Source organism: Candidatus Palauibacter sp. (genome assembly GCF_965222475.1).
Classification (GTDB): Bacteria; Gemmatimonadota; Gemmatimonadetes; order Palauibacterales; family Palauibacteraceae; genus Palauibacter.
Genome location: NZ_CBDCUB010000007.1, coordinates 66,820 through 90,195 on the forward strand (window position 1 = coordinate 66,820; position 23,376 = coordinate 90,195).

General features: G+C 63.4%; 22 protein-coding genes and 1 pseudogene. 12 read left to right on the plus strand and 11 right to left on the minus strand.

Annotation, left to right across the window (positions count from 1 at the left end):
* Positions 1–47: 47 nt before the first annotated feature.
* A protein-coding gene (locus ACOQPP_RS12190) for an IS3 family transposase (protein WP_420636397.1) occupies positions 48–1,171 on the minus strand; the annotation gives its coding sequence in 2 pieces (ribosomal slippage) (positions 48–895 and positions 895–1,171; 1,125 coding nt in all).
* A 73-nt stretch (positions 1,172–1,244) separates the two neighbouring features.
* Between ACOQPP_RS12190 and ACOQPP_RS12195 the strand changes: the two genes are divergently transcribed.
* From ACOQPP_RS12195 to ACOQPP_RS12230, 8 genes are all read left to right on the plus strand, one after another.
* Positions 1,245–1,778: a protease inhibitor I42 family protein gene (locus tag ACOQPP_RS12195; RefSeq protein WP_420636609.1), complete on the plus strand. Its 534-nt coding sequence runs from the start codon at positions 1,245–1,247 to the stop codon at positions 1,776–1,778.
* On the plus strand, positions 1,775–2,422 hold the full coding sequence (locus ACOQPP_RS12200) for a C1 family peptidase (RefSeq protein ID WP_420636610.1): 648 nt from the start codon (positions 1,775–1,777) through the stop codon (positions 2,420–2,422). Before ACOQPP_RS12195 ends, ACOQPP_RS12200 begins: the two co-directional genes overlap by 4 nt.
* Positions 2,423–2,436: 14 nt before the next feature.
* The gene (locus tag ACOQPP_RS12205; protein ID WP_420636611.1) at positions 2,437–3,189 is read left to right on the plus strand and encodes a hypothetical protein; all 753 of its coding nucleotides are present in this window, start codon (positions 2,437–2,439) and stop codon (positions 3,187–3,189) included.
* Between the two features lie 82 nt (positions 3,190–3,271).
* Positions 3,272–4,375 (plus strand): nucleotide kinase domain-containing protein, encoded by a 1,104-nt coding sequence (locus tag ACOQPP_RS12210; RefSeq protein ID WP_420636612.1) that lies wholly within the window; start codon positions 3,272–3,274, stop codon positions 4,373–4,375.
* Positions 4,376–4,446: 71 nt separating this feature from the next.
* On the plus strand, positions 4,447–5,244 hold the full coding sequence (locus ACOQPP_RS12215; RefSeq protein WP_420636613.1) for a nucleoside triphosphate pyrophosphohydrolase family protein: 798 nt from the start codon (positions 4,447–4,449) through the stop codon (positions 5,242–5,244).
* A gap of 12 nt (positions 5,245–5,256) precedes the next feature.
* Positions 5,257–5,640 carry a holo-ACP synthase gene (gene acpS / locus ACOQPP_RS12220; RefSeq protein WP_420636614.1) on the plus strand — a complete coding sequence of 128 codons (384 nt, stop codon included), beginning with the start codon at positions 5,257–5,259 and terminating at the stop codon, positions 5,638–5,640.
* A 94-nt stretch (positions 5,641–5,734) separates the two neighbouring features.
* The gene (locus ACOQPP_RS12225; RefSeq protein WP_420636235.1) at positions 5,735–6,814 is read left to right on the plus strand and encodes an IS630 family transposase; all 1,080 of its coding nucleotides are present in this window, start codon (positions 5,735–5,737) and stop codon (positions 6,812–6,814) included.
* 64 nt (positions 6,815–6,878) lie between these two features.
* Positions 6,879–7,532, plus strand: coding sequence for a dCTP deaminase domain-containing protein (locus ACOQPP_RS12230; RefSeq protein WP_420636615.1), 654 nt, complete (start codon positions 6,879–6,881; stop codon positions 7,530–7,532).
* Positions 7,533–7,780: 248 nt separating this feature from the next.
* On the opposite strand, the gene ACOQPP_RS12235 is transcribed toward ACOQPP_RS12230, so the two are convergent.
* The 5 genes from ACOQPP_RS12235 to ACOQPP_RS12255 all read right to left on the minus strand — a co-directional run bounded on the left by ACOQPP_RS12235 (position 7,781) and on the right by ACOQPP_RS12255 (position 15,343).
* Positions 7,781–11,110 (minus strand): DEAD/DEAH box helicase family protein, encoded by a 3,330-nt coding sequence (locus tag ACOQPP_RS12235; RefSeq protein WP_420636616.1) that lies wholly within the window; start codon positions 11,108–11,110, stop codon positions 7,781–7,783.
* A 54-nt stretch (positions 11,111–11,164) separates the two neighbouring features.
* Positions 11,165–12,088, minus strand: a complete 924-nt coding sequence (locus tag ACOQPP_RS12240; RefSeq protein ID WP_420636617.1) for a restriction endonuclease subunit S — start codon at positions 12,086–12,088, stop codon at positions 11,165–11,167.
* A gap of 325 nt (positions 12,089–12,413) precedes the next feature.
* A protein-coding gene (locus ACOQPP_RS12245; RefSeq protein ID WP_420635870.1) for an IS3 family transposase occupies positions 12,414–13,537 on the minus strand; the annotation gives its coding sequence in 2 pieces (ribosomal slippage) (positions 12,414–13,261 and positions 13,261–13,537; 1,125 coding nt in all).
* Positions 13,538–13,601: 64 nt separating this feature from the next.
* Entirely contained in the window at positions 13,602–13,862 is a 261-nt protein-coding gene (locus ACOQPP_RS12250) for a hypothetical protein (RefSeq protein ID WP_420636618.1), read from the minus strand.
* Complete coding sequence (locus tag ACOQPP_RS12255) at positions 13,859–15,343, minus strand: type I restriction-modification system subunit M (RefSeq protein WP_420636619.1); 1,485 nt, start codon at positions 15,341–15,343, stop codon at positions 13,859–13,861. The genes ACOQPP_RS12250 and ACOQPP_RS12255 overlap by 4 nt, the downstream gene beginning before the upstream one ends.
* A gap of 357 nt (positions 15,344–15,700) precedes the next feature.
* Here ACOQPP_RS12255 and ACOQPP_RS12260 point away from each other — a divergent pair, with 357 nt between their 5' ends.
* The 4 genes from ACOQPP_RS12260 to ACOQPP_RS12275 all read left to right on the plus strand — a co-directional run bounded on the left by ACOQPP_RS12260 (position 15,701) and on the right by ACOQPP_RS12275 (position 18,561).
* Positions 15,701–16,501 (plus strand): DUF1883 domain-containing protein, encoded by an 801-nt coding sequence (locus tag ACOQPP_RS12260; protein WP_420636620.1) that lies wholly within the window; start codon positions 15,701–15,703, stop codon positions 16,499–16,501.
* A gap of 82 nt (positions 16,502–16,583) precedes the next feature.
* Complete coding sequence (locus ACOQPP_RS12265) at positions 16,584–16,778, plus strand: hypothetical protein (RefSeq protein ID WP_420636621.1); 195 nt, start codon at positions 16,584–16,586, stop codon at positions 16,776–16,778.
* Positions 16,760–17,626, plus strand: coding sequence for a hypothetical protein (locus ACOQPP_RS12270; protein WP_420636622.1), 867 nt, complete (start codon positions 16,760–16,762; stop codon positions 17,624–17,626). Before ACOQPP_RS12265 ends, ACOQPP_RS12270 begins: the two co-directional genes overlap by 19 nt.
* A 374-nt stretch (positions 17,627–18,000) precedes the next feature.
* Entirely contained in the window at positions 18,001–18,561 is a 561-nt protein-coding gene (locus ACOQPP_RS12275) for a hypothetical protein (RefSeq protein WP_420636858.1), read from the plus strand.
* Positions 18,562–18,724: 163 nt separating this feature from the next.
* On the opposite strand, the gene ACOQPP_RS12280 is transcribed toward ACOQPP_RS12275, so the two are convergent.
* The 5 genes and pseudogenes from ACOQPP_RS12280 to ACOQPP_RS12300 all read right to left on the minus strand — a co-directional run bounded on the left by ACOQPP_RS12280 (position 18,725) and on the right by ACOQPP_RS12300 (position 23,243).
* A complete protein-coding gene (locus tag ACOQPP_RS12280; RefSeq protein WP_420636851.1) occupies positions 18,725–18,931 on the minus strand; it encodes an integrase core domain-containing protein in 207 nt (68 codons plus the stop codon).
* Between the two features lie 313 nt (positions 18,932–19,244).
* A pseudogene (locus ACOQPP_RS12285) lies at positions 19,245–19,430 on the minus strand (helix-turn-helix domain-containing protein); the annotation flags it as partial.
* Between the two features lie 534 nt (positions 19,431–19,964).
* Positions 19,965–20,957: a tyrosine-type recombinase/integrase gene (locus ACOQPP_RS12290; protein ID WP_420636623.1), complete on the minus strand. Its 993-nt coding sequence runs from the start codon at positions 20,955–20,957 to the stop codon at positions 19,965–19,967.
* The gene (locus ACOQPP_RS12295) at positions 20,950–21,900 is read right to left on the minus strand and encodes a tyrosine-type recombinase/integrase (protein ID WP_420636624.1); all 951 of its coding nucleotides are present in this window, start codon (positions 21,898–21,900) and stop codon (positions 20,950–20,952) included. Before ACOQPP_RS12295 ends, ACOQPP_RS12290 begins: the two co-directional genes overlap by 8 nt.
* Positions 21,897–23,243, minus strand: coding sequence for a tyrosine-type recombinase/integrase (locus ACOQPP_RS12300; RefSeq protein ID WP_420636625.1), 1,347 nt, complete (start codon positions 23,241–23,243; stop codon positions 21,897–21,899). The genes ACOQPP_RS12295 and ACOQPP_RS12300 overlap by 4 nt, the downstream gene beginning before the upstream one ends.
* Between the last annotated feature and the right edge of the window lie 133 nt (positions 23,244–23,376).

Here is a 23,376-nt window from a genome sequence, read left to right on the forward strand (position 1 = left end):
CTGCTGCTTTGCGAAGGCGACCGTCGGCGCACGCCGAGATCCGCCGTTCACACCGCCCCCGTGCCGTTGCGGTAGGCCTCGCCCGGCGTCCGTCCGCCGAGGGACGAATGCGGGCGCACCTCGTTGTAGAAGTCGATCCACGAGCCGATGATGCGTTCGGCGTCCAGACCGTTCCGGAGCTCGTGGAGGTACACCGCCTCGTACTTCAGCGACCGCCACAGCCGCTCGATGAAGATGTTGTCGAGGAAGCGGCCCCGGCCGTCCATCGAGAACGCCACGCCCGCGCCCAGCACCCGGTCGGCGAACGCCTCGCTGGTGAACTGGGCGCCTTGATCCGTGTTCAGGATCTCCGGAGCCCTCCAGCCCAGAGCGTGGTCCAAGGCTTCAACGCAGAACGACGCGTCCATCGTGTTCGACAGCCGCCACGCGAGCACGTGCCGGCTCGCCCAGTCCATCACGGCCACGAGGTAGAAAAACCCTTGCGTCACCGGGACATAGGTGATGTCCGCGCACCACACGTGGTCCGCCCGCGAGATCGCCAGGCCGCGCAGCAGATAGGGGAAGACCCGGTGCTCCGGACCCGCCACGCTCGTGCGCGGCCGCCGGTACGTCGCCTCCACCCCCATCAGGCGCATGAGCCGCCGGATCCGGTGCCGGCCCGCGGCAACGCCCTCGCGACGCAGATGCCGCACCATCTGCCGGCTCCCGTAGAACGGGTACGCCATGTGCAGCTCGTCCATGCGCCGCATGAGCGCCAGGTTCTCCGCGCTCTCCCCCCTCGGCCGGTAGTACAGCGACGACCGGCTCACGCCCACCAGCGCGCACTGCCTCGAAAGACTCAGCGGTCCGTCCCGCTCGATCATCCGCCCCCGCTCCGACCGGCTCAGCGCTTGAGCCCGCGCCGAAAAAAATCCCGCTCGACCGTGAGCTCCCCGATCTTGGCGTGCAGCTCCCGGACCTTCGCCTCGTGCTCCTTGGCGAGCTTGCGCCCCGCACCCCCGGCGAACACCTTCGGCAGCCCCTCGAGCAGCTGCCGCTTCCACGTGCTCACCTGGTTGGGATGAAGCTCGTGCCGCCTGGCGATCGCCTGCACGCTGTCGTGCTCGCGCAGCGCCTCCAGCGCTACCCGCGCCTTGAACTCCGGCGTGAACCGCCGTCTCTTCCTGGCCATCTCGGTGCCTCCCGTTCCTTCCTGGAATCCACCTTAACGACCTGTCCAAAAAACTGGGACCACCTCACTGCGGGTGGGCTCAAGCTACACGGCGACTTGCTATGCGGTCGAACAGGCCAAGGGCATCGATGCCCGGACGAGGAGGAGCCTAATCAAAGTCAAACCCAAGGCCATCAAGCAGTCACTCGTCAGCCCCTACAAACGGGGGACTTGGTACGGGGACGTCTGGTTGGTGACCGACCGGGACGATGGGATGCTTTTGGAGGGCGGCCGGTCCGACCTGATGGTGTTGCAGGTCGAGGAGCACCCCAGCTCCGGCTACCTTTGGCGGTTCGGCGACCTGACGGAAGCGGGTCTCACGGTCACGGCCGACGACCGCGCGTCGCGCGCGGGAAAAGAGCATATCGGTGGCGTGGTGATGCGGAGAGTGATGGCGGAGCCCGGGGCTGGAGAGGGCGCGAGGGGTCGCGTTCAGTTCCGGGAGACGCGTCCCTGGCAGCCGGAAGCTGAGCCACTGAGCTCGCTGGAGCTTGACATTGACCTTTCCGGGCCGGTTCGGACTGGGTTGTTGCCCGCACAGCGAGAAACCCTGCTGAGTGTAGCATGAGTGCAATCACGGTGCGCCAAGACCTCAGGGGTCGGTTCGAGCCGGCACGCGACCAAGGGGCGCGCGCCACATGCCTGGCATTCGCCATGAGCGACACGCATGCGGCCATGCGTGGTGGCGCGTGGTATGCGCTGAGTTGTGAGTACTTGTTTTACCAAGCGAAGCAGCGGGACGGGACACCCGTTGACGAGGGCACTACGATTCCCGCCACCCGGGCGGCCCTGGTGCATGACGGGCAGCCGCTTGAGACGGCGTGGCCATACCAGGCGGCACTGCCGACCGACGAGACGAAGTGGAAGCCCCCGGCCGACGTTGGGGTACTCTATCGGCGTTCGTCAACGCCGGGCACGCCTGCGTTCAACCGAATCTGGGACGCGGTCGAGTCGAACCAGCCCAGCGTAGTCGTCATGACCGTATCGACTGCTTTCTACATACCCAGCAGCGACGGCGTCGTTGATTCTAACGAGCCTGAGAACCCTGTGATCCGACACGCTGTCGTGGCGGTGGCAACCGGCAAGCGCGCGGGAGCGAAACTGTTGCTCGTGCGAAACAGCTGGGCCGAGAGCTGGGGATTGGCCGGGCACGCCTGGCTGAGCGAGACGTACGCAGCTCCGCGGATCTTGGCGGCGCTCAGAATAAGCTAAGGGAGGTCCTGAGCATGTATCGAGCGATCCCGACAGAACGGAGCTGCGCACGTGCGTGGGTCGCAGCCGCCTCCGCGATCATTGAGACCGGCGATGAGGGGTACAACGTCATAATCGACGTAGAAGATCCGCGCACGCATGACGAAACGGACAACGAAGCCATCAACCTCGTCGACCGGTTCCTGAAGGAACATGACGAGCACCCGATCGTGACTGTGGCAAACACCATCTTCCCGCAATCGCTCTACGTCGCCTACGGCTCCCCTGTCTTCTACGATGAGTACCTGAAGGAGTTCGACAGACTGTCAGCAACGAAACGGTGGGGGAGATATTTTGAGCGGATGACTCGTCACGAGATGGCTGACGGCCTAACCTACAATCCGCTTGCTGACTTAATCGACAAAATGAGACGCCAAGAGCGACGGGGAGTCAACTATACTTCGGCATACGAGCTTGCCGTATACGACCCGTCGCGAGACCGAAGATTGCTCTACGGCGGGCAGTGCCTCAGCTTCCTTAGCTTCAAACGGCACCCGGAGCGCGGCTTGATGCTGACCGTGATGTACCGCAATCACACGTACATTTCCCGGTGCCTCGGAAACCTCATCGGCCTCGGTCGTCTCCAGGCGTTTGTCGCCGGCGAAGTGGGCATGGAGCTTGGGTCGCTGACCGTTATCTCGACGCACGCCAATCTCGACACGGCACCTGGATGGGGCATCAGGGACGCGAGAAGGCTCGTTCGCCGGGCCGCCGACCTCGTTGGCTAGCTTTGCGCCGGCCGCTCGCCCCTTTGGGGCTTGATTCGATGGACGCGAGGACTCACGCAAATTCTGGGAGGTCGACCTAGCCGTGCGGAGGAAAACGAAGGCTGATGCCGGTCTCACGGCGTCCGTCGATTCGGCTCTGGGAGCCCCAAACGAGCCGCTTCCCGACCTCGGTCGACTTAAACCCACGTCGATATACAACACCTTCTGGCGATTCGCTGCCGAACGGCAACGCGTGTTTTTTGAGCGTCTGCGGCGAGGCCTGCCGCCGTGGACGGAGGACCAAGTGCTCCGCGCTCACAAGTTCACTAATGTTTACCGTGCATCCGACCGGGTCAGCCAGTACCTCATCCAGAACGTCATCTACCGCCCGGATTTGTCGGACGAGCCGACCGAAGTGGTCTTTCGCGTCCTGTTGTTTAAGCTGTTCAACCGAGTCGAGACTTGGGAGCTGCTCGAACACGAACTCGGAACCCTGACCTTCAGCGATTACTCATTCCGGCGATACGACCGCGTCCTTTCCGCCGCGATGGCACGCGGCGACAGCATCTACTCAGGGGCGTACATAATGCCGCCCGGCCGGTTTTTCGGGCATGATCGGAAGCACCGTAATCACCTAACACTGCTTGGCCGCATGATGGCGGACGGACTGCCTGCTCGGCTAGCAGAGTCGCCGTCGATGGAGAGCGCGTTCACGCAAGTACGTCGATACCCCAGCATCGGGAACTTTCTGGCACTCCAGTATGTCACCGACGTGAACTACAGCGATGTGACGGACTTCACCGAGATGGATTTCGTTGTTGCCGGGCCGGGGGCAGTGGACGGGATTCGAAAGTGCTTCGCTAGTACTGGAGGGCTGAGCAACGCTGACGTGATCCGCGTGATGGCGGAGCGGCAGGAAGTTGAGTTTGAGCGGCTCGGTCTGGAATTCCTGTCGCTTTGGGGACGCCGGCTACAACTGATCGACTGCCAGAACCTCTTCTGCGAGGTAGACAAGTATGCGCGGGTCGCACACCCCGACGCTTCGGGGTACTCACGCAGGACGCGCATCAAGCAGAAATTCAGGCCGAGCCCTGCGCCCATCCAGTACTGGTATCCGCCGGATTGGGGGATCAACACGGCTGCGCTTGCGGACCAGACAGGGGATCCCGAAGATCCAAGCAGTTTACAGCCGAACCAGAGGCGATGATGGACCTTCGAACATATCAAGAGCGGACAAGTAAGACAGATCGCAATCCCGGGATTGGCGAGGAGGAGCGAATGATCCCGCTAGCGGGTCTCGCGAGTGAGACCGGCGAGCTGCTCGCCGAATACAAGAAGTACCTTCGCGACGGCGAGTCCCACGCGCTCTTCAAGGAGCGGCTGTCAGAGGAGATCGGTGACCTGCTTTGGTACCTCGCCAACGTGGCGACCAAGTTCGACCTGAACCTCGGTCGGTGTGCAGAGCAGAACCTCGCCAAGTGCGAGGCACGCTGGGGACGCCTTCCGACTCGTGAGCCGTTTGATGCAGGTTTCCCCGACCATCAACGGCTACCGCGGGAGCTTTCGGTGACATTCGTGACCCATCATGATGCGGACAACGGGCCGTTTGTCCGGACGATGTACATGGGCAAGCAGCTCGGCAACGACCTAAACGACAACGCCTACTCAGCGGACGGGTACAGCTATCACGATGTGCTTCATCTCTCGTTCGCGGGCGTCTTGGGCTGGTCCCCACTCGTTCGAAAGATGCTCGGCGCGAAGAGGAAGAGTGACGCTACGGTCGATCGGGTGGAAGACGGTGGCCGAGCAATCGCCACGGAGGAAGGGCTGGTGGCGATGATCTTCGCGTACGCTCGGGATTACCGCTTCCTCGAGGGAAGATCCTCAGTCAGCACCGAGCTGTTACGAATGATCAGGAACATGGTCCAGCACTTGGAAGTCTCGGCCTGCACGTCCGGTGAGTGGGAGCGCGCAATCGTCCAGGGATTCAAGGTCTGGCGAGAGGTCAAGATGCGGCAGGGCGGCACTGTGGAGGTGGACCTGAACAAGCGGTGCATTACGTTCCGGGGAACTTAACCGGGGAAAGCGATGCGAATCATCGGGCACGGCGTCGATGTCGCAAGAATCGAAGCAATCAAGAGGGAATTGGATTCACCGAACAAGAAATGGGCAGAACAGTTCTGTTCGTGCGCCGAACGTGAGCAGGCTGACGCACGACCCTTGGATGCGCGCTACTACGCCGGCAGGTTCGCGGGCAAGGAAGCCGTCGCGAAGGCTCTCGGCACGGGGTTCGCCGGTGACATTACTTGGCGAGGCATAGAGATTCTCCGGCGGGAGAGTGGCGCGCCATTTGTTCGGCTGAGCGACGAAGTGCTTGAGCTTGCCGAGAGACTCGGCGTCACCGAGTGGTTCATTAGTATCAGCCATTGTCGAGATATAACAACTGCGAGCGTCATCGCGATGGGAGACTGATTTATGCCGTTCTGGAGCAGCCAGACACTCAAAGCTAGTGTAGTGTCGCAGAGATGAGATGGTCAATGGGGGAAACACGTGCTATCTTCGGCGCATGCCCAAGATACGAAGGATCCGGTTGCGGCCCGGGGACCGCGAGGAGCTCGAACGGCGGGTTCGAGCCCGGAAGACCCCGCAGCGGCGCGCCGAGCGCGCCAGGATCGTCCTCGGTTCGGCCAGCGGCCTGTCGGGCCGGGCCATGGCCCGGAAGTTCGGCCTCTCGCTGCCGACCGTGCAGCGGTGGCTGGACCGGTACGAGGCCGAGGGTCTCGCCGGACTGGAGGACCGGCCCCGCCGGGGCCGTCCGCGAACGAGCATCACGCCGGAGGTGGAGGCTGAGATCGTGCGCCGGACGCTGGAGGAGAAGCCTCCGCGGGGGACGCACTGGAGCACGCGCCTGATGGCGGAGGCGGCCGGGGTGCACCACAGCCAGGTGGCGCGGGTGTGGCGCGCGCACGGGCTGAAGCCCCACCTCACGCGCACCTTCAAGCTCTCGACCGACCCGGAGTTCGTGGAGAAGCTCCGCGACGTGGTGGGGCTGTACGTGGACCCGCCGGAGCGGGCGGTCGTGTTCGCCTTCGACGAGAAGAGCCAAATCCAGGCGCTGGACCGCACGCAGCCGGGGCTTCCGTGGAAGAAGGGCCGGTGCGGCACGATGACGCACGACTACAAGCGCCACGGGACGACGACCCTGTTCGCGGCGCTGGACGTGGCGACCGGGGAGGTGATCCACAAGTGCATGCCCCGCCACCGGCACCGGGAGTTCCTCCGCTTCATGGCCGAGGTGGAGACGCGGGTCGATCCGGAGCTGGACCTTCACGTCATCCTCGACAACTACTCGACGCACAAGCACGGGAAGGTGGAGGCGTGGCTGGAGAAGCACCCCCGGGTGAAGTTCCACTTCATCCCCACGTCGTCCTCGTGGCTCAACCTCGTCGAGCGCTTCTTCTCGGAGCTGACGCAGCGCCAGCTCAAGCGGCTCGCCGTGACCAGCGTGAAGCAGCTGACCGACACGATCACGGCCTACATCGACGACCGGAACCGGGACCCGGCGCCGTTCAAGTGGACCGCCGCCGTGGAGGACATCCTGGCGAAAGTGAGCCGTGCGAACGCCACTTTAGCGACACTACACTAGGATACCGACTGATCAACTCGTAATACCGTATGAGGACGACGGCGTGGTCCGCGGGGCGTACGAAATGAAAGTCGGTCCTGAGGCCTTCGTCACCTCAGACACTGGAGAAACGACGGAGCTGCCGAAGGGGAACAAGGTCGTGATCCCTCCAGGGCAGTTCGGCTTGTTGGTGACGCAAGAAACCGTGCGAATCCCCGCCAACGTGGTCGCCTTCATCTCTATTCGTGCCGGGATAAAATTCCGAGGACTGATCAACGTGTCGGGGTTCCACGTCGACCCGGGCTATCATGGCCAGCTCCGGTTTGCGGTATACAACGCCGGGAGCAAGAATATCGTCCTGGATCAGGGCCAACGCATCTTTATGATCTGGTTCGCGGACCTCGACGAAACCGACATTGACCCATACCCGGAGCAAGAAGGCAACGGTTCCGCCATCACCGCAGACCACGTTGCCGCGATTCAGGGGGATGTGGCCTCACCGGCCGAGCTAAAGGCGCAACTCGACGAGCTAAGGTCAGACCTCGACAACAAGTTTCACGCCACCGAGCAGGTGCGTCTTTTGAACCGCGCACTCTTAATGCTCGTTATTGGCATCCTGGTCACGGTCGCGATTACCGTATTCAAGCCCTACCTGGCACCCTCACAGCAAGAAGGGATGAGCGAAGCTATGCCAGCTGGGGTGACACCCATTCCAGAAACCGAAGAGTCAGCGAACTAAGTGGCGCAAGAGCCCGGAGCGCGTCGGGTCGCTGCCCCTATCTCGACAGAGTTCCGAAGCAGCGCAGCAGTTCGGAACTGAAGACGAGCGGATGACACGGGGCGAGCTGACATTCTCGCTATTGACGCCGCTCCGTGCTTTCGGTGCGGCACGACCAGATATGGGGGACGGCAGGGAGGGCGGGTCGTGCAGTCTTGCTACGGCTTGCACGACTTGGTTGCCGTAAATCTCTCCTTCCCCTGGATCCGCTAAGCAACCAGTCCTGAATTGACCTGCTCGAGCACCGCGAAGACACCCTCGATCACCTCCACGTTGCTGTCGAAGAGCGCGTCCGGGCCCTCGGCATGCAGGTTGCTGAACGGTGGCTCGTAGAGCGCCGAGGCTTTGATGACCCCTCGGGCGCTGAGCTGGTCAATCACCATTTCGATAAAGCGGATCTGGGGGGGTGTGAGGCTCCTGTCGGCCAGAAAACCCGAGAACGCGGCCTGCGCGGCCGTTCGATCCAACCCCACCAAGCTCCGTACGAAGTGAGCGAGCGATGGCGACTCGCTGCGCGCAAGAAGTCCGGAGAACAGCGTTTCCCCGTCCTCTTCGCCGATCTCGACCAAGGTCGATTCCAGTCCTTTCAGGTCGGCCTCCGTGAGCGGTTGATTGGTTCTCAGCCGGCGGATCACCAAGTGATCGAGATGATTGCGGAGGTATTCCTTGACCTTCTTCTCATACTGAGCCCCGGTCATCTTCGGCATGTAGAGCGCCTCTTCTTCTCGGACCGCCACAACCTCGTCCTGGAAGTCCGTGTAGACGATTTTGCGCTTCTTCTTGTCGAGGAAGGGGACGATCCCCCGCAGCCGTAGCCGCAGGTCCTCGAGGCCACCGAGCACGATTCCTTCCCAGAAATCGGTCTCCTGCACGGCAGCCAGATAGCCGAGTTGAGTCCTCACCGCGGGAATCGTGCTCTTCTCTTCGAGCAGCATGGCGATCTCGATGACCCGTCGCCGATGACTTTCGAAGACGGTCTCGCTGCCTTCGGCCAGGGCAAGCTGCATACGAAGCGCGGTGAGATCGAACATTCGTGACTCGATGTCGTCCGTCTCGATCTCGTTTGGAAGTCCAGCGATCTCCAGTTGCAGTGTCTCAACGTCCGGCTCGCTGAGTTGCTCCCACGCCTTCCGCTTACGGAAGCGGTTCACCGCCTCGAGGTGCATCCTCACGATGAAGTTCTCGCGGTTCATCGCGGCCACCTGGCCGTGAAGCTCATCGGTCAGCGAACCCACGATCTTCATGTCCGGGTCGAGGGCGGGCGTCTTCTGGACATTGGATAGGAGCTGGACGCGAGAGCCGAAGAGGCGGGTGCCGAGCGGCACTCCCGCACCCGCCTCGATCCCATCCGGGTTCTCGCTGAAGAAGTCGAAGTTGAAGCAGAAATCGAAGACGCGAAAATCCGGCTTGTCCTCATCCGGTCCGAAGAGGTCGGGGCAGAGCCGCGTTCCACGTCCGATCATCTGCCAGAACTTGATCTTCGAGTAGACCGGCTTGAAGAAGACCAGATTCGCCACCTCGGGCACGTCGATACCGGTGTCGAGCATGTCCACCGAGATCGCGAGATGCGGAGCCTTGTCCTTCTGCGAGAAGTCGTCGATAAGGCTCTGCGCGTACGTCGCGTAGTGGTCGATGACGCGGGCGAAGTGTCCCGCGTGCTGCGGGTAGTGCCGGTTGAACCGTTTCTCGACGAACTCCGCGTGTTCGTGATTGCGGGCGAACAGGATGGTCTTGGCCAGCCGGTCACCGCCGTCGACCCTGTGGCCATGCTCCATGAGGTGCCGGAGCGCCTTGTCCACCGTGTCCTCGTTGAAGAGCCAGTTATTGATTGCGGACGCGTTGACCCTGTCCCGAAGAGCGTCGGGATCGACCTCGTCGCCCCAGTCGAGGCTCTCCCACTGCTCTTTCTCATCCTCGCTCAGGGCGTCGTAGTCGATGCCCTCGCGTGGAAACCGCAGATCCACCTGCTGCACGCGCGGCGGCACGAGGAAGCCGTCCGCGACGGCAGTCTCCAACTCATAGGCATCCGTGGGAACGCCCGGCTCCAGATCGAAGAGCGCGTAGGTGTTCCGATCCACCTGTTCTCGTGGTGTCGCCGTCAGCCCGACAAGCAGCGAGTCGAAATAGCGGAAGATCGCTCCGTACTTCTGGTAGACCGAGCGGTGCGCCTCATCGATGATCACGAGGTCGAAATGCCCGACGCTGAACCGGGCCTCGTTGCCCTCCGTCTCGTCGATCAATCCCATCATCGTCGGATACGTGGAGACGTAGACCCGGCCGACCTTGCCCTTCTCGGTGACGAGGTTCACCGGGCTCGATTCCGGCAGATGCGCTTTGAACGCGCTTACCGCTTGATTCACCAGCGACACCCGGTCGGCCAGGAAGAGCGTTCGCTTCACCCACCCGGCCCGCTGCAGGAGATCCACCAGCGCGATCGCTGTCCGGGTCTTGCCGCTGCCGGTGGCCATCACCAGGAGCGCCTTGCGCCGCGCATTTACGAACTGCTCCGCGATGCTGCCGATCGCCCGCTTCTGATAATAGCGGTCCACGATCGGGCCCCTTACCTGCGCCACGTCCAAAGCCTCTCGCTGGGTTCGGCGCACGATCAGGGATGCCAGCTCGTCCTTCTTGTAGAATCCGGCGACGGCCCGTGGTGGATAGAAGAGGTCATCCCAGAGGCGAGTCTTGTAGCCGTTGGTGTAGTAAATGACCGGCCGTTGCCCGTGCATGGCCGCCAAACAGTCTGCGTAGAGCTTCGCCTGTTGCTGTCCCTTCTCCGGATCCACCGTAGTCTTCTTTGCCTCGACCACGGCTAGCGGCTTGCCATCGTCTCCCCACAGGACGTAGTCCGCGTAGCCGATCGCCGACTCGTTCGGCATTCCGGTGACTTCGTATTCACGGTCCCTTGCCTGGTCGAGAGGCCAACCCGCACGCTCCAGATCGAGATCGATGATGAGCCTGCGGGTCTTGTCTTCGTTCCAGTCGCGGGTCTCGCGGATGCCCTCGTTCTCCGCCTTGATGGCAGCGAGGCGTTCACGCAACGCTTCCAGCTCGCTCTCGATCTCCTTGTGAGCCGCGGACGCCGCGTCCCGCTGGACCTTCACGGCCTCCAACTCCTGGAGGCTGGCTGGGGTGGTTACCAGTTCCACTCGCGGGATGAGGGATTCGTCAAAGATCGTGCCTTGAAGACTCTCAGCGCCTCTGCGCAGGTAGGTGCGGCCCGTCCAGTAAAGAACGTGGTAAAGCTCGCGTAGGACATCTAGGGCCTTCTCGGGTGCCGGCGGCTTGTTACCGTGGACCGCCACGTTGCCCGCCCGCCGGACGAATTCGGCCTTCTGCCACACGACGTTGGGCACGAGTTCGCGGAAGGCAGGGTCGCTGATGTAGCCGTCAAGGTTCGTTACGTTCGGAGGCTGCAGAGCCTTCTCGACCCTGTAGATGCGCTTGAGCAGGCGCTCAAGTGCGTGCCGGGAATGAAAGCACGACGCCCGCGGATCGCCGAGGACGTGCCGCTCCGCAAAACTCGCGCTCTCCGCCACGTGCGGAAACTCCTGCTTCAGAAACGCGAAGTTCGCAGAGACCTCCACTGGCGATTAGAGGTCCCCGCTGAAAGCACGGGATTGCAGGGAGGCGAAGAGGGTATCGAGCTCTGCTAAGTGCGCGCGGTGGCGAGCCTCTTGTTGCCCAACAGATTCGGCAACTGCGGTGAAGTGAAGTTGAAGATCCGCGGGTGGAACTGGGAACACGATGGAGGAAAGGAGTCCCTGATTCACCTTGTGGATTCCGTTGGTCGTTCGTGCACCACGCTCGATCTGCCTGCGAACCCGGCTCGTACACCACACACTCTGAAGATAGGCAGGCGCTATGATGTCCAGTCCAACCGCTACGCCAATCATCGTGTCGGGGAAACAGATGCGACTTGATGAGCGGTCCGGGTATACCCCAATGCCGACCAGCTGCCTGTTCCCGTTTCCACGACAGATAAGAAAAGTGTCGGTGCTCAGCTTCTGTAAAGGAGATGGCTGTTTATCGAAGCGGGCTCTCTTCCTTGCGGCGAAGTCGAATCGACCACGAGTGATTGCAGACAGAGTGAGGACCTCGCCATCGATGGTCCCTTGGGTTGAGGGTGAGAGGCCGTTGCGGAAACTATTCCGGGCCAGCTCTCCAAGAGTTCGTTCCTCCCACCCCATGGGATTGGTGACGGGGTCGCCGAACATATCGAGGAAGGTGGACTGGAGCAGAGTGTCGAGTTCAGCGAGGGCTTCGCGGCGCTTGGCCCGCAACGCGTCCGCCGCATCCAGAATCCCCGCAATCCGCTTCTGCTCGGCGAGCGGGGGGAGAGGGACTTGGAGCGCGGCAAAGAAATCGGCAGGAACGCGGCGCTGACCTGCAGCCCCCTGCATCTTCGTCGCTCCTGCTTTGCGCACGTACGGTGCGCGCAGGAGGTTGAACAGATAGGGGCCCGTGATTCTCTCTGACGGCCGAAATACGTGAAACTCCGTTGTTCCAAAGCCCAACTCATGAGCGAGATCGTCTGAGGTGGTCTTACTTCGTTGGACAGTCCGAGGGCAAAGTTAAGGTGGATTCCGAGTGGTTGTGAGAGCCCTCGGGAGCCTTCTCCGTGTGTTCTCTCGGGGTGGATGCTCCACCCATGGGTCCTCCCCCGGCAGGGGAGGGACAGGTTCCAAAATGAACCCCGGCCGGCGGGAGGGGAACCCGGTCGGCGACGGGGGCTTGGCCGCGGGCGGAACGAGGTGCGCGGCATGGGGAGATCCCAGGCTTCTCCCGCGCCCCGCTGCTGCTTTGCGAAGGCGACCGTCGGCGCACGCCGAGATCCGCCGTTCACACCGCCCCCGTGCCGTTGCGGTAGGCCTCGCCCGGCGTCCGTCCGCCGAGGGACGAATGCGGGCGCACCTCGTTGTAGAAGTCGAACCACGAGCCGATGATCCGTTCGGCGTCCAGCCCGTCGCGGAGTTCGTGAAGGTACACCGCCTCGTACTTCAGCGACCGCCACAGCCGCTCGATGAAGATGTTGTCGAGGAAGCGGCCCCGGCCGTCCATCGAGAATGCCACGCCCGCGCCCAGCACCCGGTCGGCGAACGCCTCGCTGGTGAACTGGGCGCCTTGATCCGTGTTCAGGATCTCCGGAGCCCTCCAGCCCAGCGCGTGGTCCAGGGCTTCGACGCAGAACGACGCGTCCATCGTGTTCGACAGCCGCCACGCGAGCACGTGCCGGGTCGCCCAGTCCATCACGGCCACGAGGTAGAAAAAGCCTTGCGTCACCGGAACATAGGTGATGTCCGCGCACCACACGTGGTCCGCCCGCGAGATCGTGAGGCCGCGCAGCAGATAGGGGAAGACCCGGTGCTCCGGACCCGCCACGCTAGTGCGCGGCCGCCGGTAGGTTGCCTCCACCCCCATCAGGCGCATGAGCCGCCGGATCCGGTGCCGGCCCGCGGCAACGCCCTCGCGACGCAGATGCCGCACCAGCTGCCGGCTTCCGTAGAACGGATACGCCATGTGCAGCTCGTCAATGCGACGCATGAGCGCCAGGTTCTCCGCGCTCTCCCCCCTCGGCCGGTAGTACAGCGACGACCGGCTCACGCCCACCAGCGCGCACTGCCTCGAAAGACTCAGCGGTCCGTCCCGCTCGATCATCCGCCCCCGCTCCGCCCGGCTCAGCGCTTGAGCCCGCGCCGAAAAAAATCCCGCTCGACCGTGAGCTCCCCGATCTTGGCGTGCAGCTCCCGGACCTTCGCCTCGTGCTCCTTGGCGAGCTTGCGGCCCGCGCCCCCGGCGAACACCTCCGGCAGCCCCTCGAGCAGCTGCCGCTTCCATGTGCTCACCTGGTTCGGATGAAGCTCGTGCCGCCTCGCGATCGCCTGCACGCTGTCGTGCTCGCGCAGCGCCTCCAGCGCCACCCGCGCCTTGAACTCCGGCGTGAACCGCCGTCTCTTCCCAGCCATCTCGGTGCCTCCTGTTCCGTCCTGGAATCCACCTTAACGACCTGTCCAAAAAACTGGGACCACCTCAGTCGGCAAGGGCCATCTTCCCGTTCTCGAAGCTCGGGGTGATCTTGGCAACCAAGACGTCACCACGCTTGAACGGCGTGTACCCCCTAGCAACTTCGGAGAACGGCCGCTCGGCTTGAGCACTGATGCTCAGTGTTTCTTCGGACACTGCGGACATGGGCACGAAGGAGACTATTTCGTCCGAGTCTGGTCGGTCGGCCGTGGCAAGCTTCGGGTTAACCTCGGCGACCGTATCGATTGTCTCAACGGGCCACTTCATGCCAGCAGTTCCTCCAACTCCTGACGTCCCTTCGCAATGTCTTTCTCCAAGGTCGCCATCCGCCCCAAGATCACCTCCGGCGAATCGTACTCCACCGCCTCGTATTCGAGCTCCTTATAGCGGTTGATGGACAGGTCGTAGTCGTTGCCCGCGATCTCGGCCTTCGGCACAAGAAAACTCTGATCCGTCCGCGCCCGCTCGCCCTCTTCTTTGCGATTCTGCCAACGGGCGAGAATGTCGCCAAGGTCGCTCTTCTCCGGCTGCGGCGTACGCTTGTCATCCAGCGAGTAGCCGTCCGCCTGCATGTCGTAGAACCAGACGTGGTCCGTGCCACCGGAGTTGGTCTTGGTGAAGAGCAGGATGGCCGTCGAGACGCCGGCGTAGGGCTTGAAGACGCCGGAGGGCATGGAGATGACGGCGTCGAGCTTCTGCTCCTCAACCAAGATCTTACGCAGGGCCCGATGCGCCTTGGTTGATCCGAAGAGCACACCGTCAGGCACGATCACCGCGGCGCGTCCACCTGGCTGGAGCAAGCGGAGGAAGAGCGCGAGGAACAGCAACTCGGTCTTCTTGGTCTTGGCGATCCGCTGCAGGTCTTTGGCGGTGGACTCGTAGTCGAGGCTTCCGGCGAAGGGTGGATTGGCGAGGATGAGGGAGTACTTCTCCGCATCGTCGTCGTCGGCCTGCGCCAGCGAATCCCGGTAGCGGATGTCCGGATTCTCCGTCCCGTGCAGCAGCATGTTCATGCTGCCGATGCGCAGCATTGTGCTGTCAAAGTCGTAGCCGTGGAACGTGTCTTCGTTGAAGCGGCGGCGGGCGGCCGCGTCCTTGTAGATGGTCTCGCCATGGTGCTCGACCAGATGCTCGGCGGCGGCGATAAGGAAGCCCGCCGTACCGCAGGCCGGGTCGCAGATGACGTCCTTCGGCGTCGGGGCGACCATGTCGACCATCAGCTTGATGATATGACGCGGGGTACGGAACTGCCCGTTCTGTCCGGCGGTCGCGATCTTACCGAGCATGTACTCGTAAAGATCGCCCTTGGTGTCGCTGTCGGCCATGTCGATGCCGTCGAGCTGATCCACCACGTTCGCCAGCACGCGGGGCGTGGGCATCATGAAGAGGGCGTCCCTCATGTGGTGTGCGTACGTGGAGCCTCTTTCATCATCGGCTTCCCCGCTCTGACCCAAGGCCTTCATGAAGGGGAACACCTCGTCGCGCACGGTCGCGAACATCTTCTCGGGAGCCGTCTCTCTGAAGCGAGACCAGCGAATGGCGTCCTGATCGGGAGCGAAGATTGGCCCCTCGATGGGCTTCCCGGTGCGTGCGGCCTTGCTCTCCTTCAGCGTGTGCAGCTCGTCAAGCCGTTTGATGAAGAGGAGGTACGTCAGCTGCTCGATGACGGAGAGCGGGTTCGAAATTCCCCCAGACCACATCGTGTTCCAGATGTTGTCTACCTTGGTCTTGAGTTCGCCTGTGATCATAACCTTGGATACCCTCGCGGTGTGTCGGCCTCGCCGGGCTTCGGGTCAGCCCCGCCGGCAGTATACAGCAGGCGCCGCGACCGGCGAACCCCGGACGCCACGAGCTCGGGCTCGGCAGTTCCCCTAGCTAGTGTCGGGCCCTTGCCCCGTTGCCGGTCCTCCGATCGCTGGACGCCGCACCGTTATGCTGTCACCCGCGTCCACGATGGCGCGGACTCGAGCGTGGAGCACGCCGACACGGCCGTCAAGCGCGAACGCGCCCGGCAGACCGGGCAGCCTCGGTCGAACTTAGTAGATTTCTCGGCGTGATTCGCACCACCCGTGTTCCGCTTGCCGTATTGGAAAAGGAGGGATGAAGTGAAGTTCACCCACTACAAGCTCGGTCATGTCGCCGCTGGTACCGTCGCGGAGGTGACGCTCAAGGGGAGCGCCGCGAATGTGCGGCTCATGGACCAGTCGAATTTCAACAACTACAAGGCCGGTCGTCGTCATCGATATGACGGAGGCTTGGCCAACCGGTCTCCGGTCCGGCTGCAAGTACCGCGTTCCGGGACGTGGCATGTCACCGTGGACATGCAAGGCTTGCGCGGCACGGTCCGATCCGGCATCCGGGTCATTCCCGCGGAGGCGTTGAAGCCGTTGCCTGCGATCAACGAAGGATCGCTTCGCAATCTCCCGTCACTGGTCCGCAATGTCACGCATGAGCAAGCTCCGGGAGTCGATGCGGCGGATGATCAGGTGTTCGACGTGTTCATCTCTCACACGTCGGACGACAAGGCGGAGGTCGTGCGGCCCCTTGCCGCGGCTCTACGTGACGCCGGGTTGAGCGTCTGGTACGACGAGTTCGAACTTCGTATGGGCGACAGCCTGCGCCGCAAGATCGACAAGGGGTTGGCGAACAGCCGCTTCGGAGTGGTGGTGCTTTCCCAGACTTTCTTCGGACGCGGCTGGCCAGAATACGAGCTCGATGGCCTAGTCACCCGGGCGGTGTCGGGAGAGCAGATCCTGCTGCCGGTCTGGCACAACGTCACCAAGCGCGAAGTCATGGACTACTCGGCGTCCCTGGCAGACCGTGTGGCGCGTAGCACCGCGACGCATACGGTGGAAGAGATTGCGGCCGAGATTGTCAATGTGATCCGTAGCCCGGCCGACGGCTAGCTGGCCCATGACTCAAGACCATTGTGCGCAACCTCCACTCCGGATCGGTCTGGCTCTGGATCTCGATGGCCGCTCTTCAGACATGCAGCCCATCGTCCAGCAGCCGACGGCGGCGTTTGGACAGATCCGTGCGCCGAATGATCGATTAGACGTGTGGGTCACGCAGACCACGCCCGCCGGTCTGAGCTTCGCCATCGCAGGCGGGGCGGCGGAGGCCGGGGGACCGGACGTGGAACTAGGAAGGGAAAAGGAGGCGCAGTGCTCGATCATCCAGTAGTCGATGTCGCCCTCACCCTCGTGCTGCTCTACAGCGTGCTGAGCCTCGTCGCCTCGGTCGTCAAGGAGTGGGTTTCCACCCTGCTCTCGCTGCGGGCGAAGAACCTCCGGAAGGGGATCGGAACGTTGATCGGCGGCGACTACGCGGAGCGGCTCTACGGACACCCGCTGGTTAACACGCTGGCGAAGGGCAAGAAGCAGCCGTCGTACATCGGAGCCGACACCTTCGCCTCGGCGCTCGTGGACCTGCTCGCGCAGGATGAGGACGGCAATCCCGTGGTCGCTATGGAGGACGAGGCGGCAAAGCTGCTTGATCGGCTCGGAGACGACTCGGCGCTCAAGGCACCTCTCCGGGCGATGGCCAACGTGGGCGCGGAGACGGTGGACGACCTTCGTCGCCAAGTCGCCGGGTGGTTCGACGAGGGGATGAACCGCGTGTCGGGTTGGTATCGTCGGCAAACGCAACTGATCATCTTCGCGATCGGCGCCTTTGTGGCCGTGTCGGCCAACGCGAGCACCGTGCACGTCGTGCAGGACGTCTGGCGGGATGACGCGCTTCGGTATGCGATCGCCCAGGAGGCGGTTGCTGTGGCTTCCGGCACCGTGAGCGCGGACTCCGTGCAGGTCGCGGACGCGATTCTCCAGTCGTTTCCGCTGGGGTGGGAGGGTGAAGATCCGTTCGGTTTGCATGACGAGGTGCAGAATTGGGGCATGTGGACTTGGTTTAGCCATCTCCTTGGGTGGCTCTTCACAGCCGCAGCAGTATCGCTTGGCGCTCCGTTCTGGTTCGACCTTCTTAGTCAGGTGGCGAAGTTGCGAGGTACGGGGAAGAGGCCGGGCCGAGGGTGAGTGACGTCGCCGAAGTGTTGACCATGTCCGAAGACGCGTGGGCCGTGGTACTTGAGCTGAGGAGCGGCCTGTGGGAGCCCGTCCCTCGCTGCCGGCGGACACGAGACACATCAGCGAGAAGAGATCAACGAGGACTTCTACCGAGGCGGGCTGAGCAGCACGATAGACCCGGAGATCCGGTGTCCAACCTTTAGGGGTCACTTCAAGGTCACGCCGTCTTCGGACCCCGAACCCAGGAGACCGGACGAGAGGTAGGACTCCCCGCGCACCCGAGGCGGAGGGGGCTTGACATCGTGATAGCTTCTCGGCTTGACCCGACGGTTGCGAGGGTCCGAACCTCGCGGTTGCAGACAACATCCGAGGAGTTGGAATCGATGTCGGACGACGGGAGCAAGTGGAACTGGTGGCTCAACTTGGGTGCTCCAGTTCTCGTAAGCGTACTGGCGGGCATCATTCTCCTCGCGGTGTCGTTCGTGTCCCCTGCCGTGCGGTCTTTTCTCGGCGGAGTGTTCGGATCGATCCCGGCCACCGTGTACTGGGTCTTGGGGTTGTGCGCTGCCGCCGCCGGGGGGTTCGTGGGTGGTCAGAAGCGGGAACGTACTCGAAGACGAGGGAAGCGGGTCACGAAGGCGGAGGCGGAAGCCTTGGTTCTGGAATCGAATTACTGGTCTAAACTCAAACGACGAGGCGAGTTGATCGACATAAGGAACCAGGTTGACTTCGGGCCGCATGGCGGGCCACCCGAACCGGAGCCAATCGACTTCGCGATCGCGGCTCTTCGGGCACCCCGCCATTGGCCAGAAGTGGACGTTTTGCTCCAACGGTTTTGGGACGATAACCCCAAGGCCGCCTCGGATGGCGATTCGTACCATCTCGACACGCTGCTGGATTGGCTCGAAGAACAGGCGCACGAGGTGGAATTGCCGAACGTATGACACAGACAGCGGGCTCCGCGCACTCTCTTCGGAGGCCCGTAGATTTGCCGGGGGCTAGAATCCGACTTCGTTACGCGTGTAGTGGTCCCGGTTTTCTGGACAGAGGGGCGGCTTAACCACCAGGCCGCCCGGCGGGTGAGCTTCTCGCGGGCACGGGCCGGGGTCAGATACGCGTGCCGCTGGAGGAGCCAGCCGCGAGTTGTAGCGCTCGATGCACGACCCCGATCACCTCCCGCGCCTTCTCGAGCGTCTCGAAGTCGTTCAAGCACAGGCACTCCTCCTTCAGCGTGCGGATGAACCGCTCCACGACGCCGTTGCACTCGGGCTCGCCCACGTACGCCGGCGTGGAGCGGATGCCGAGCCACTTGATCTCCGCCTGGAACGCCCTCGAACGGTACTGCGAGCCCCAGTCGTGCCGGAGGCCGAGCCCGGCGGCACTCCTCGCCGGGAACCGCGTGCAGCGCGTACACGCTCGATTGAGGCACCCGCCACGCCTCGCGCACCAGCGTCAAGGGATACGACCGGCCCGTCAAGGGACTCACCCGCCCGCGCGCCGCAAGAGCTTCCTCAGCTCCTCCCCGTACCCCCCTTTTTTCGAGGAGCTCCGCCTGAAGCTCCACCCGCATCGTCATCTCCCCCAGCTTCGCACGGGTTCGCATCGGCTCCCCGTCCGGCGCGTTCTTCAGTCCCTCACAGGCCCCCTCCAGGAACTTCCGCCGCCAGCGCTCCAGCTCCGGCGGCGGTACCCGGATCTCCCGGCTCAACTCGCCGATGTCCTCGCCCCGAAGCAGCCGCAGCACCACCTCCGACTTCCGCCGCGCACTCCAGCGCTTCGGCGGGCCCTCGGCCTCCGTCGGCTTCTCCGACATCCTCGCACCCCCTCTCTCCGGACCCCGTAACGTTGATCCCTGCTAAACGAGTGTCCAGAAAAACCGGGTGCGCTATAAGGTCGTCCTCTTCACCGGCGCCACCGGATCCGCCAAGTCCTACCCTCGCCTGCGCGCTCGGCCACCAAGCCTGCCGCAACGGCATCTCCACCCGCTACTACCGCCTCTCCCGGCTGTGGATGAACTCGCCGCCCGCGGAGATATCTCCTGACTCAAGCTCGCCCGGCGGCTCGCCAGAACCGGCTCCTCATCCTCGACGACTGGGGCCTCGCTTCACTCTCGCGACAGGGGCGTCACGACCTGCTCGCAAGTCCTCGACGACCGCTGCGCCCGGCGCGGCACTCTCCTCGCCGGCAAGTCCCCGTCGAGCATTGTCGTCGGAGATCCCAGCCTCGGCGACGTCATCCTCGACCGCCTCCTCAACATATGTTGCGGATCGGATTATGGTGCGGAGAGTCCGATCGGCTGCTCAGACACGCCAAAGTGTCCGTATCTCCGCAACATAATCTCCTGCCATCAGAGCGCGACGAGGAAGGCCATCAGCCCCTTTCTCTCCTTCCACGGTCGATCCGGTCCGGACTGCGCGGCATCGCAGAGCGCCATGGCCTTTGCCTTCATCTCCAGATCGATCTCGGCGTAGACGTTGGTGGTATCGAGGCTGGCATGACCGAGCCAGGCACGGATCGTGTTCAGATCGATTCCGGCCTGGAGCAGGTGGCAGACGCTGGTGTGACGGATCGTGTGAGGTGTGATCCTCCTTCCGGCGAGCGACGGCACGCGGGCGGCACAGCGCTGGACGAGCCGATAGGCTCCGGACCGCGTATAGGGTCTTCGCTGTTGGCTGAGGAAGACGGCATCGCCGGTAGCCCGTCCTCGCACCAACTCGGCGAGCGCTTTTTCGGTCCGCGGCCACAGCGGACACTGCCGGTGTTTCCCACCCTTACCGTGGATGTTGACGAGCGCGTGCCCGCCATCACGTCGTCCGACTTGGAGATCGCCCGCCACGAGTTGTGTGCCTTCGGAGACGCGCGCTCCGGTGTTGTAGAGGAACAGGAGGAAGGCGTGTTCGACGCGGCCCCTCGGTGTCCGGCGGTTCGGAACGTCGAGCAGCTTGTTCATCTCGGTCTTGGTGAGCCAGCCGATCGGCCGCGGCGTTGCCTTCTTGGAGGCAATGGCGCGGATACTTGCGCTCCACTCGAGATGTCCGGGGTCGCGGCTGGCGACGCGGGCGAAGGCGCGGATCGCCGACAGGCGCTGGTTGCGGGTCTGCACGGAGCAGCCGCGCTCATCCTCCAGATGGTCAAGGAACTGCCGGATGCGCCCGGCTGTGAGGTCCTGCACGGTGAGCCGCTCGACCGGCTTACGGATCTTCGTGCCGGCGAAGGGCAACAGGAGGGCGAAGGTATCGCGGTAGCTCTTCTGGGTGTTGCGGGCGAGGTTGCGCTCGGTGACGATGTATTCGGCCAGGAAGCGGCGGAGCCAGGGGCCGAGGGTGCGGGGGTTACTCATGGTCTCCTCCATTGACATAGGTATCGAAGCGGACCGAAGCCTCATGCAGCAGTTCGGTGGTCATGGACAGATATGTCCGGGTACCGTCGAGATCCTTGTGTCCGAGCCAAGTGGATAGCGCCGGCAGCAATCGTTGGACATCGGCACCCCGCCGGTACCAGGCCTCCAGCCGGTGAACGGCTGCGGCGTGGCGCAGTGAGTGAAGGCACGGAGCTCGTTGTCCGTCGTGGCTCCGCCCGATTCCGGCCTCCCGGAGCAGCTGGGCGAACGCGCGGCGGGCGGTAACTGCGATCAGGGGCGTCCCATTGCGGTTGGCGAGGAAGGTCGAGGCCGTACCCTTCGGGAAAGGCCGTTGCGCGCGCTTGGCAGCATGGACTTTCAGCGCATCAGCGAGTTGCGGGCAGACCGGAACGAGGCGGGTCTTGTAGAACTTGGTGTCGCGTACGGTGAGGAGCGCCTCTCCCGGGTCGACATCGTCGAGGGTCAGGCGCTGCGCCTCGCCGAAGCGCAGCCCCGCGCCGTAGAGAAGAAGCAGCAGCGCCCGCAGGGTATCGCCATCGAGCTGAAGCGCACGCCGCCGGCTGACATCGATGGTGGCGAACATGTGCTGCAACTCGTTACGGGAGTATACGTAAGGAGGTAGCGACCGCGGCTGCCTCGGCTCACTATCGCGTACCGGAAGCGGCGACCGGACCGCATGGCCGCGGCTGATCGCGTAGCGGTAGAAGCCGGCCAGGGCGCTGTACTTGACGGCCCGATACGAAGTGAGCGGCCCTTTCCCGGCCAGAAAGCCGAGAACGTCCGCTTCGCCGACGGCGCCGCAACCGATGTTCCTGCCGACATGGTCGCAGAACCGGTGCAGCAGGCGTCCACCGGAGTGGAACTTGGCGCCATGTGTCCGGCGCCAGGCGATATAGTCGTTGACCGCATCCCCGAGAGTCATACCAGCCCTCCCAGGTCGATGTCGGCTACCTTGCGGAGCGTGCCGAGCCGCACCTTGGCGTATATCGCAGTGCACGAGACGCTGCGATGGCCGAGGTAGTCGCCGACCTCTTTCATCGAGAAGCCGTGGTCCAGCAGGTGCTGCGCGACAGCGTGGCGCAGGGCATGAGCGCCGCGCCGCTTGCCGGTGAGGCCGATACGATCGAGCCGTCTCCCGACGACCATCGATACAGCATTGCGACCCAGCGGACGGATCGGAGCTGCGAGCGTGAGGAAGGGCGCCTTCTCAGGCCGCGGGGGACGAACGTCGGTGAGGTAGCGCACGATCGCTTGGCCGACGCCGCGCGAGAGCGGGTAGTGATGCGTCCGCCCCGGTTTGGGGCGACGTACCCGCAGCGTCTCCTCGGTCCAATCCACATCGTTGAGCCGTAGGCCGGTGACCTCTCCGGAGCGCAACCCGTAGGCGATCAGCACCATCGGGATGGCACGGTCACGAACATCGACCGGCCGGTTGCCCTCGGAGGTCTTCAGCAGCCGCAGCACCTCGTCCCGGTTCAGCCCCTTCGGGACTGTCTCACGGGGATGGAAGCGCAATGGCATGATCCCGTCGGCCAGCCCCGGTGCGCACCAACCCCGATGTTCCGCGAACCGGAAGAAGTTGCGAAGCTGCTGCGCGTAATTTCGGATGGTGAGCCGGTTGCAGCCGCGGGCGTGCCACCGCGCGACAGCTCGGTCGATGTCGGCGGTCCCCACCGAAGCCAGAGCAACGTCCCATTCGTCGAGCCACTCGAAGAAGCGGTCAACCGTATTGCAGCAAGAGCGGATCGTCTCCTCGGACCACCCGCGATCCTTACGCATCCACGCCGCGAAGACCGCAACCTTTCCAGCTAGGGTGTGTCGCATCTTGCAGGGTTCTGCGAGCAGATCCACGAAGCGCAGCCATCGTAACGCGCGACCGACAAAGACCCTACGTGTCTTCGGTCGCACGGGGCCGGTTGGTCGGCCCTGACTGCGCCTCAACCACTGCGCGGCTGCCGCCTCGATCCGGGGCATGCCGACGCGCTCGGCTTTCCGCAGGCCCAGGAAATGAACGAGGTGGAGCTGATGCGCCGCAATCTGGCGCAATGTTGCCCGTCCGACGCCCGCTTGTGTGCAATGCCTGAGGTAGCGGAGCCGTTCGTCCAACAGGGGCCCGGCGCGGTAGGACGCGATGGTGCCGCGTCGCGTGAAGAGTTCCTCGAACATGGTCATGCCTCCTTGTGGCTGGAGGGATGACCATAAGAGCCCGACGAAAGAAAATCGGAATATTATGTTGCGGAGATACAGAGACTTGTCGTGGTCCAAGCAGCCGATCCGGACTCTCCGCACCATAATCCGATCCGCAACATATATTCAGTTATGTGTCATTCAGCATAACTCAACAACGCACACAGGATCACCCTCAGGGCGGTTCCCTGAAAATGCTCTACGACTCACC

Bases quoted from the DNA above. Each gene is read 5' to 3' on its own strand.
- ACOQPP_RS12275 (WP_420636858.1), top strand. From the start codon at position 18,001: ATGTCGGACGACGGGAGCAAGTGGAACTGGTGGCTCAACTTGGGTGCT.
- ACOQPP_RS12230 (WP_420636615.1), top strand. From the start codon at position 6,879: ATGAAAGTCGGTCCTGAGGCCTTCGTCACCTCAGACACTGGAGAAACG.
- ACOQPP_RS12250 (WP_420636618.1), bottom strand. From the start codon at position 13,862: ATGAAGTGGCCCGTTGAGACAATCGATACGGTCGCCGAGGTTAACCCG.
- ACOQPP_RS12225 (WP_420636235.1), top strand. From the start codon at position 5,735: ATGCCCAAGATACGAAGGATCCGGTTGCGGCCCGGGGACCGCGAGGAG.
- ACOQPP_RS12265 (WP_420636621.1), top strand. From the start codon at position 16,584: ATGCAGCCCATCGTCCAGCAGCCGACGGCGGCGTTTGGACAGATCCGT.
- acpS (WP_420636614.1), top strand. From the start codon at position 5,257: ATGCGAATCATCGGGCACGGCGTCGATGTCGCAAGAATCGAAGCAATC.
- ACOQPP_RS12200 (WP_420636610.1), top strand. From the start codon at position 1,775: ATGAGTGCAATCACGGTGCGCCAAGACCTCAGGGGTCGGTTCGAGCCG.
- ACOQPP_RS12215 (WP_420636613.1), top strand. From the start codon at position 4,447: ATGATCCCGCTAGCGGGTCTCGCGAGTGAGACCGGCGAGCTGCTCGCC.
- ACOQPP_RS12205 (WP_420636611.1), top strand. From the start codon at position 2,437: ATGTATCGAGCGATCCCGACAGAACGGAGCTGCGCACGTGCGTGGGTC.
- ACOQPP_RS12255 (WP_420636619.1), bottom strand. From the start codon at position 15,343: ATGATCACAGGCGAACTCAAGACCAAGGTAGACAACATCTGGAACACG.
- ACOQPP_RS12290 (WP_420636623.1), bottom strand. From the start codon at position 20,957: ATGAGTAACCCCCGCACCCTCGGCCCCTGGCTCCGCCGCTTCCTGGCC.
- ACOQPP_RS12295 (WP_420636624.1), bottom strand. From the start codon at position 21,900: ATGACTCTCGGGGATGCGGTCAACGACTATATCGCCTGGCGCCGGACA.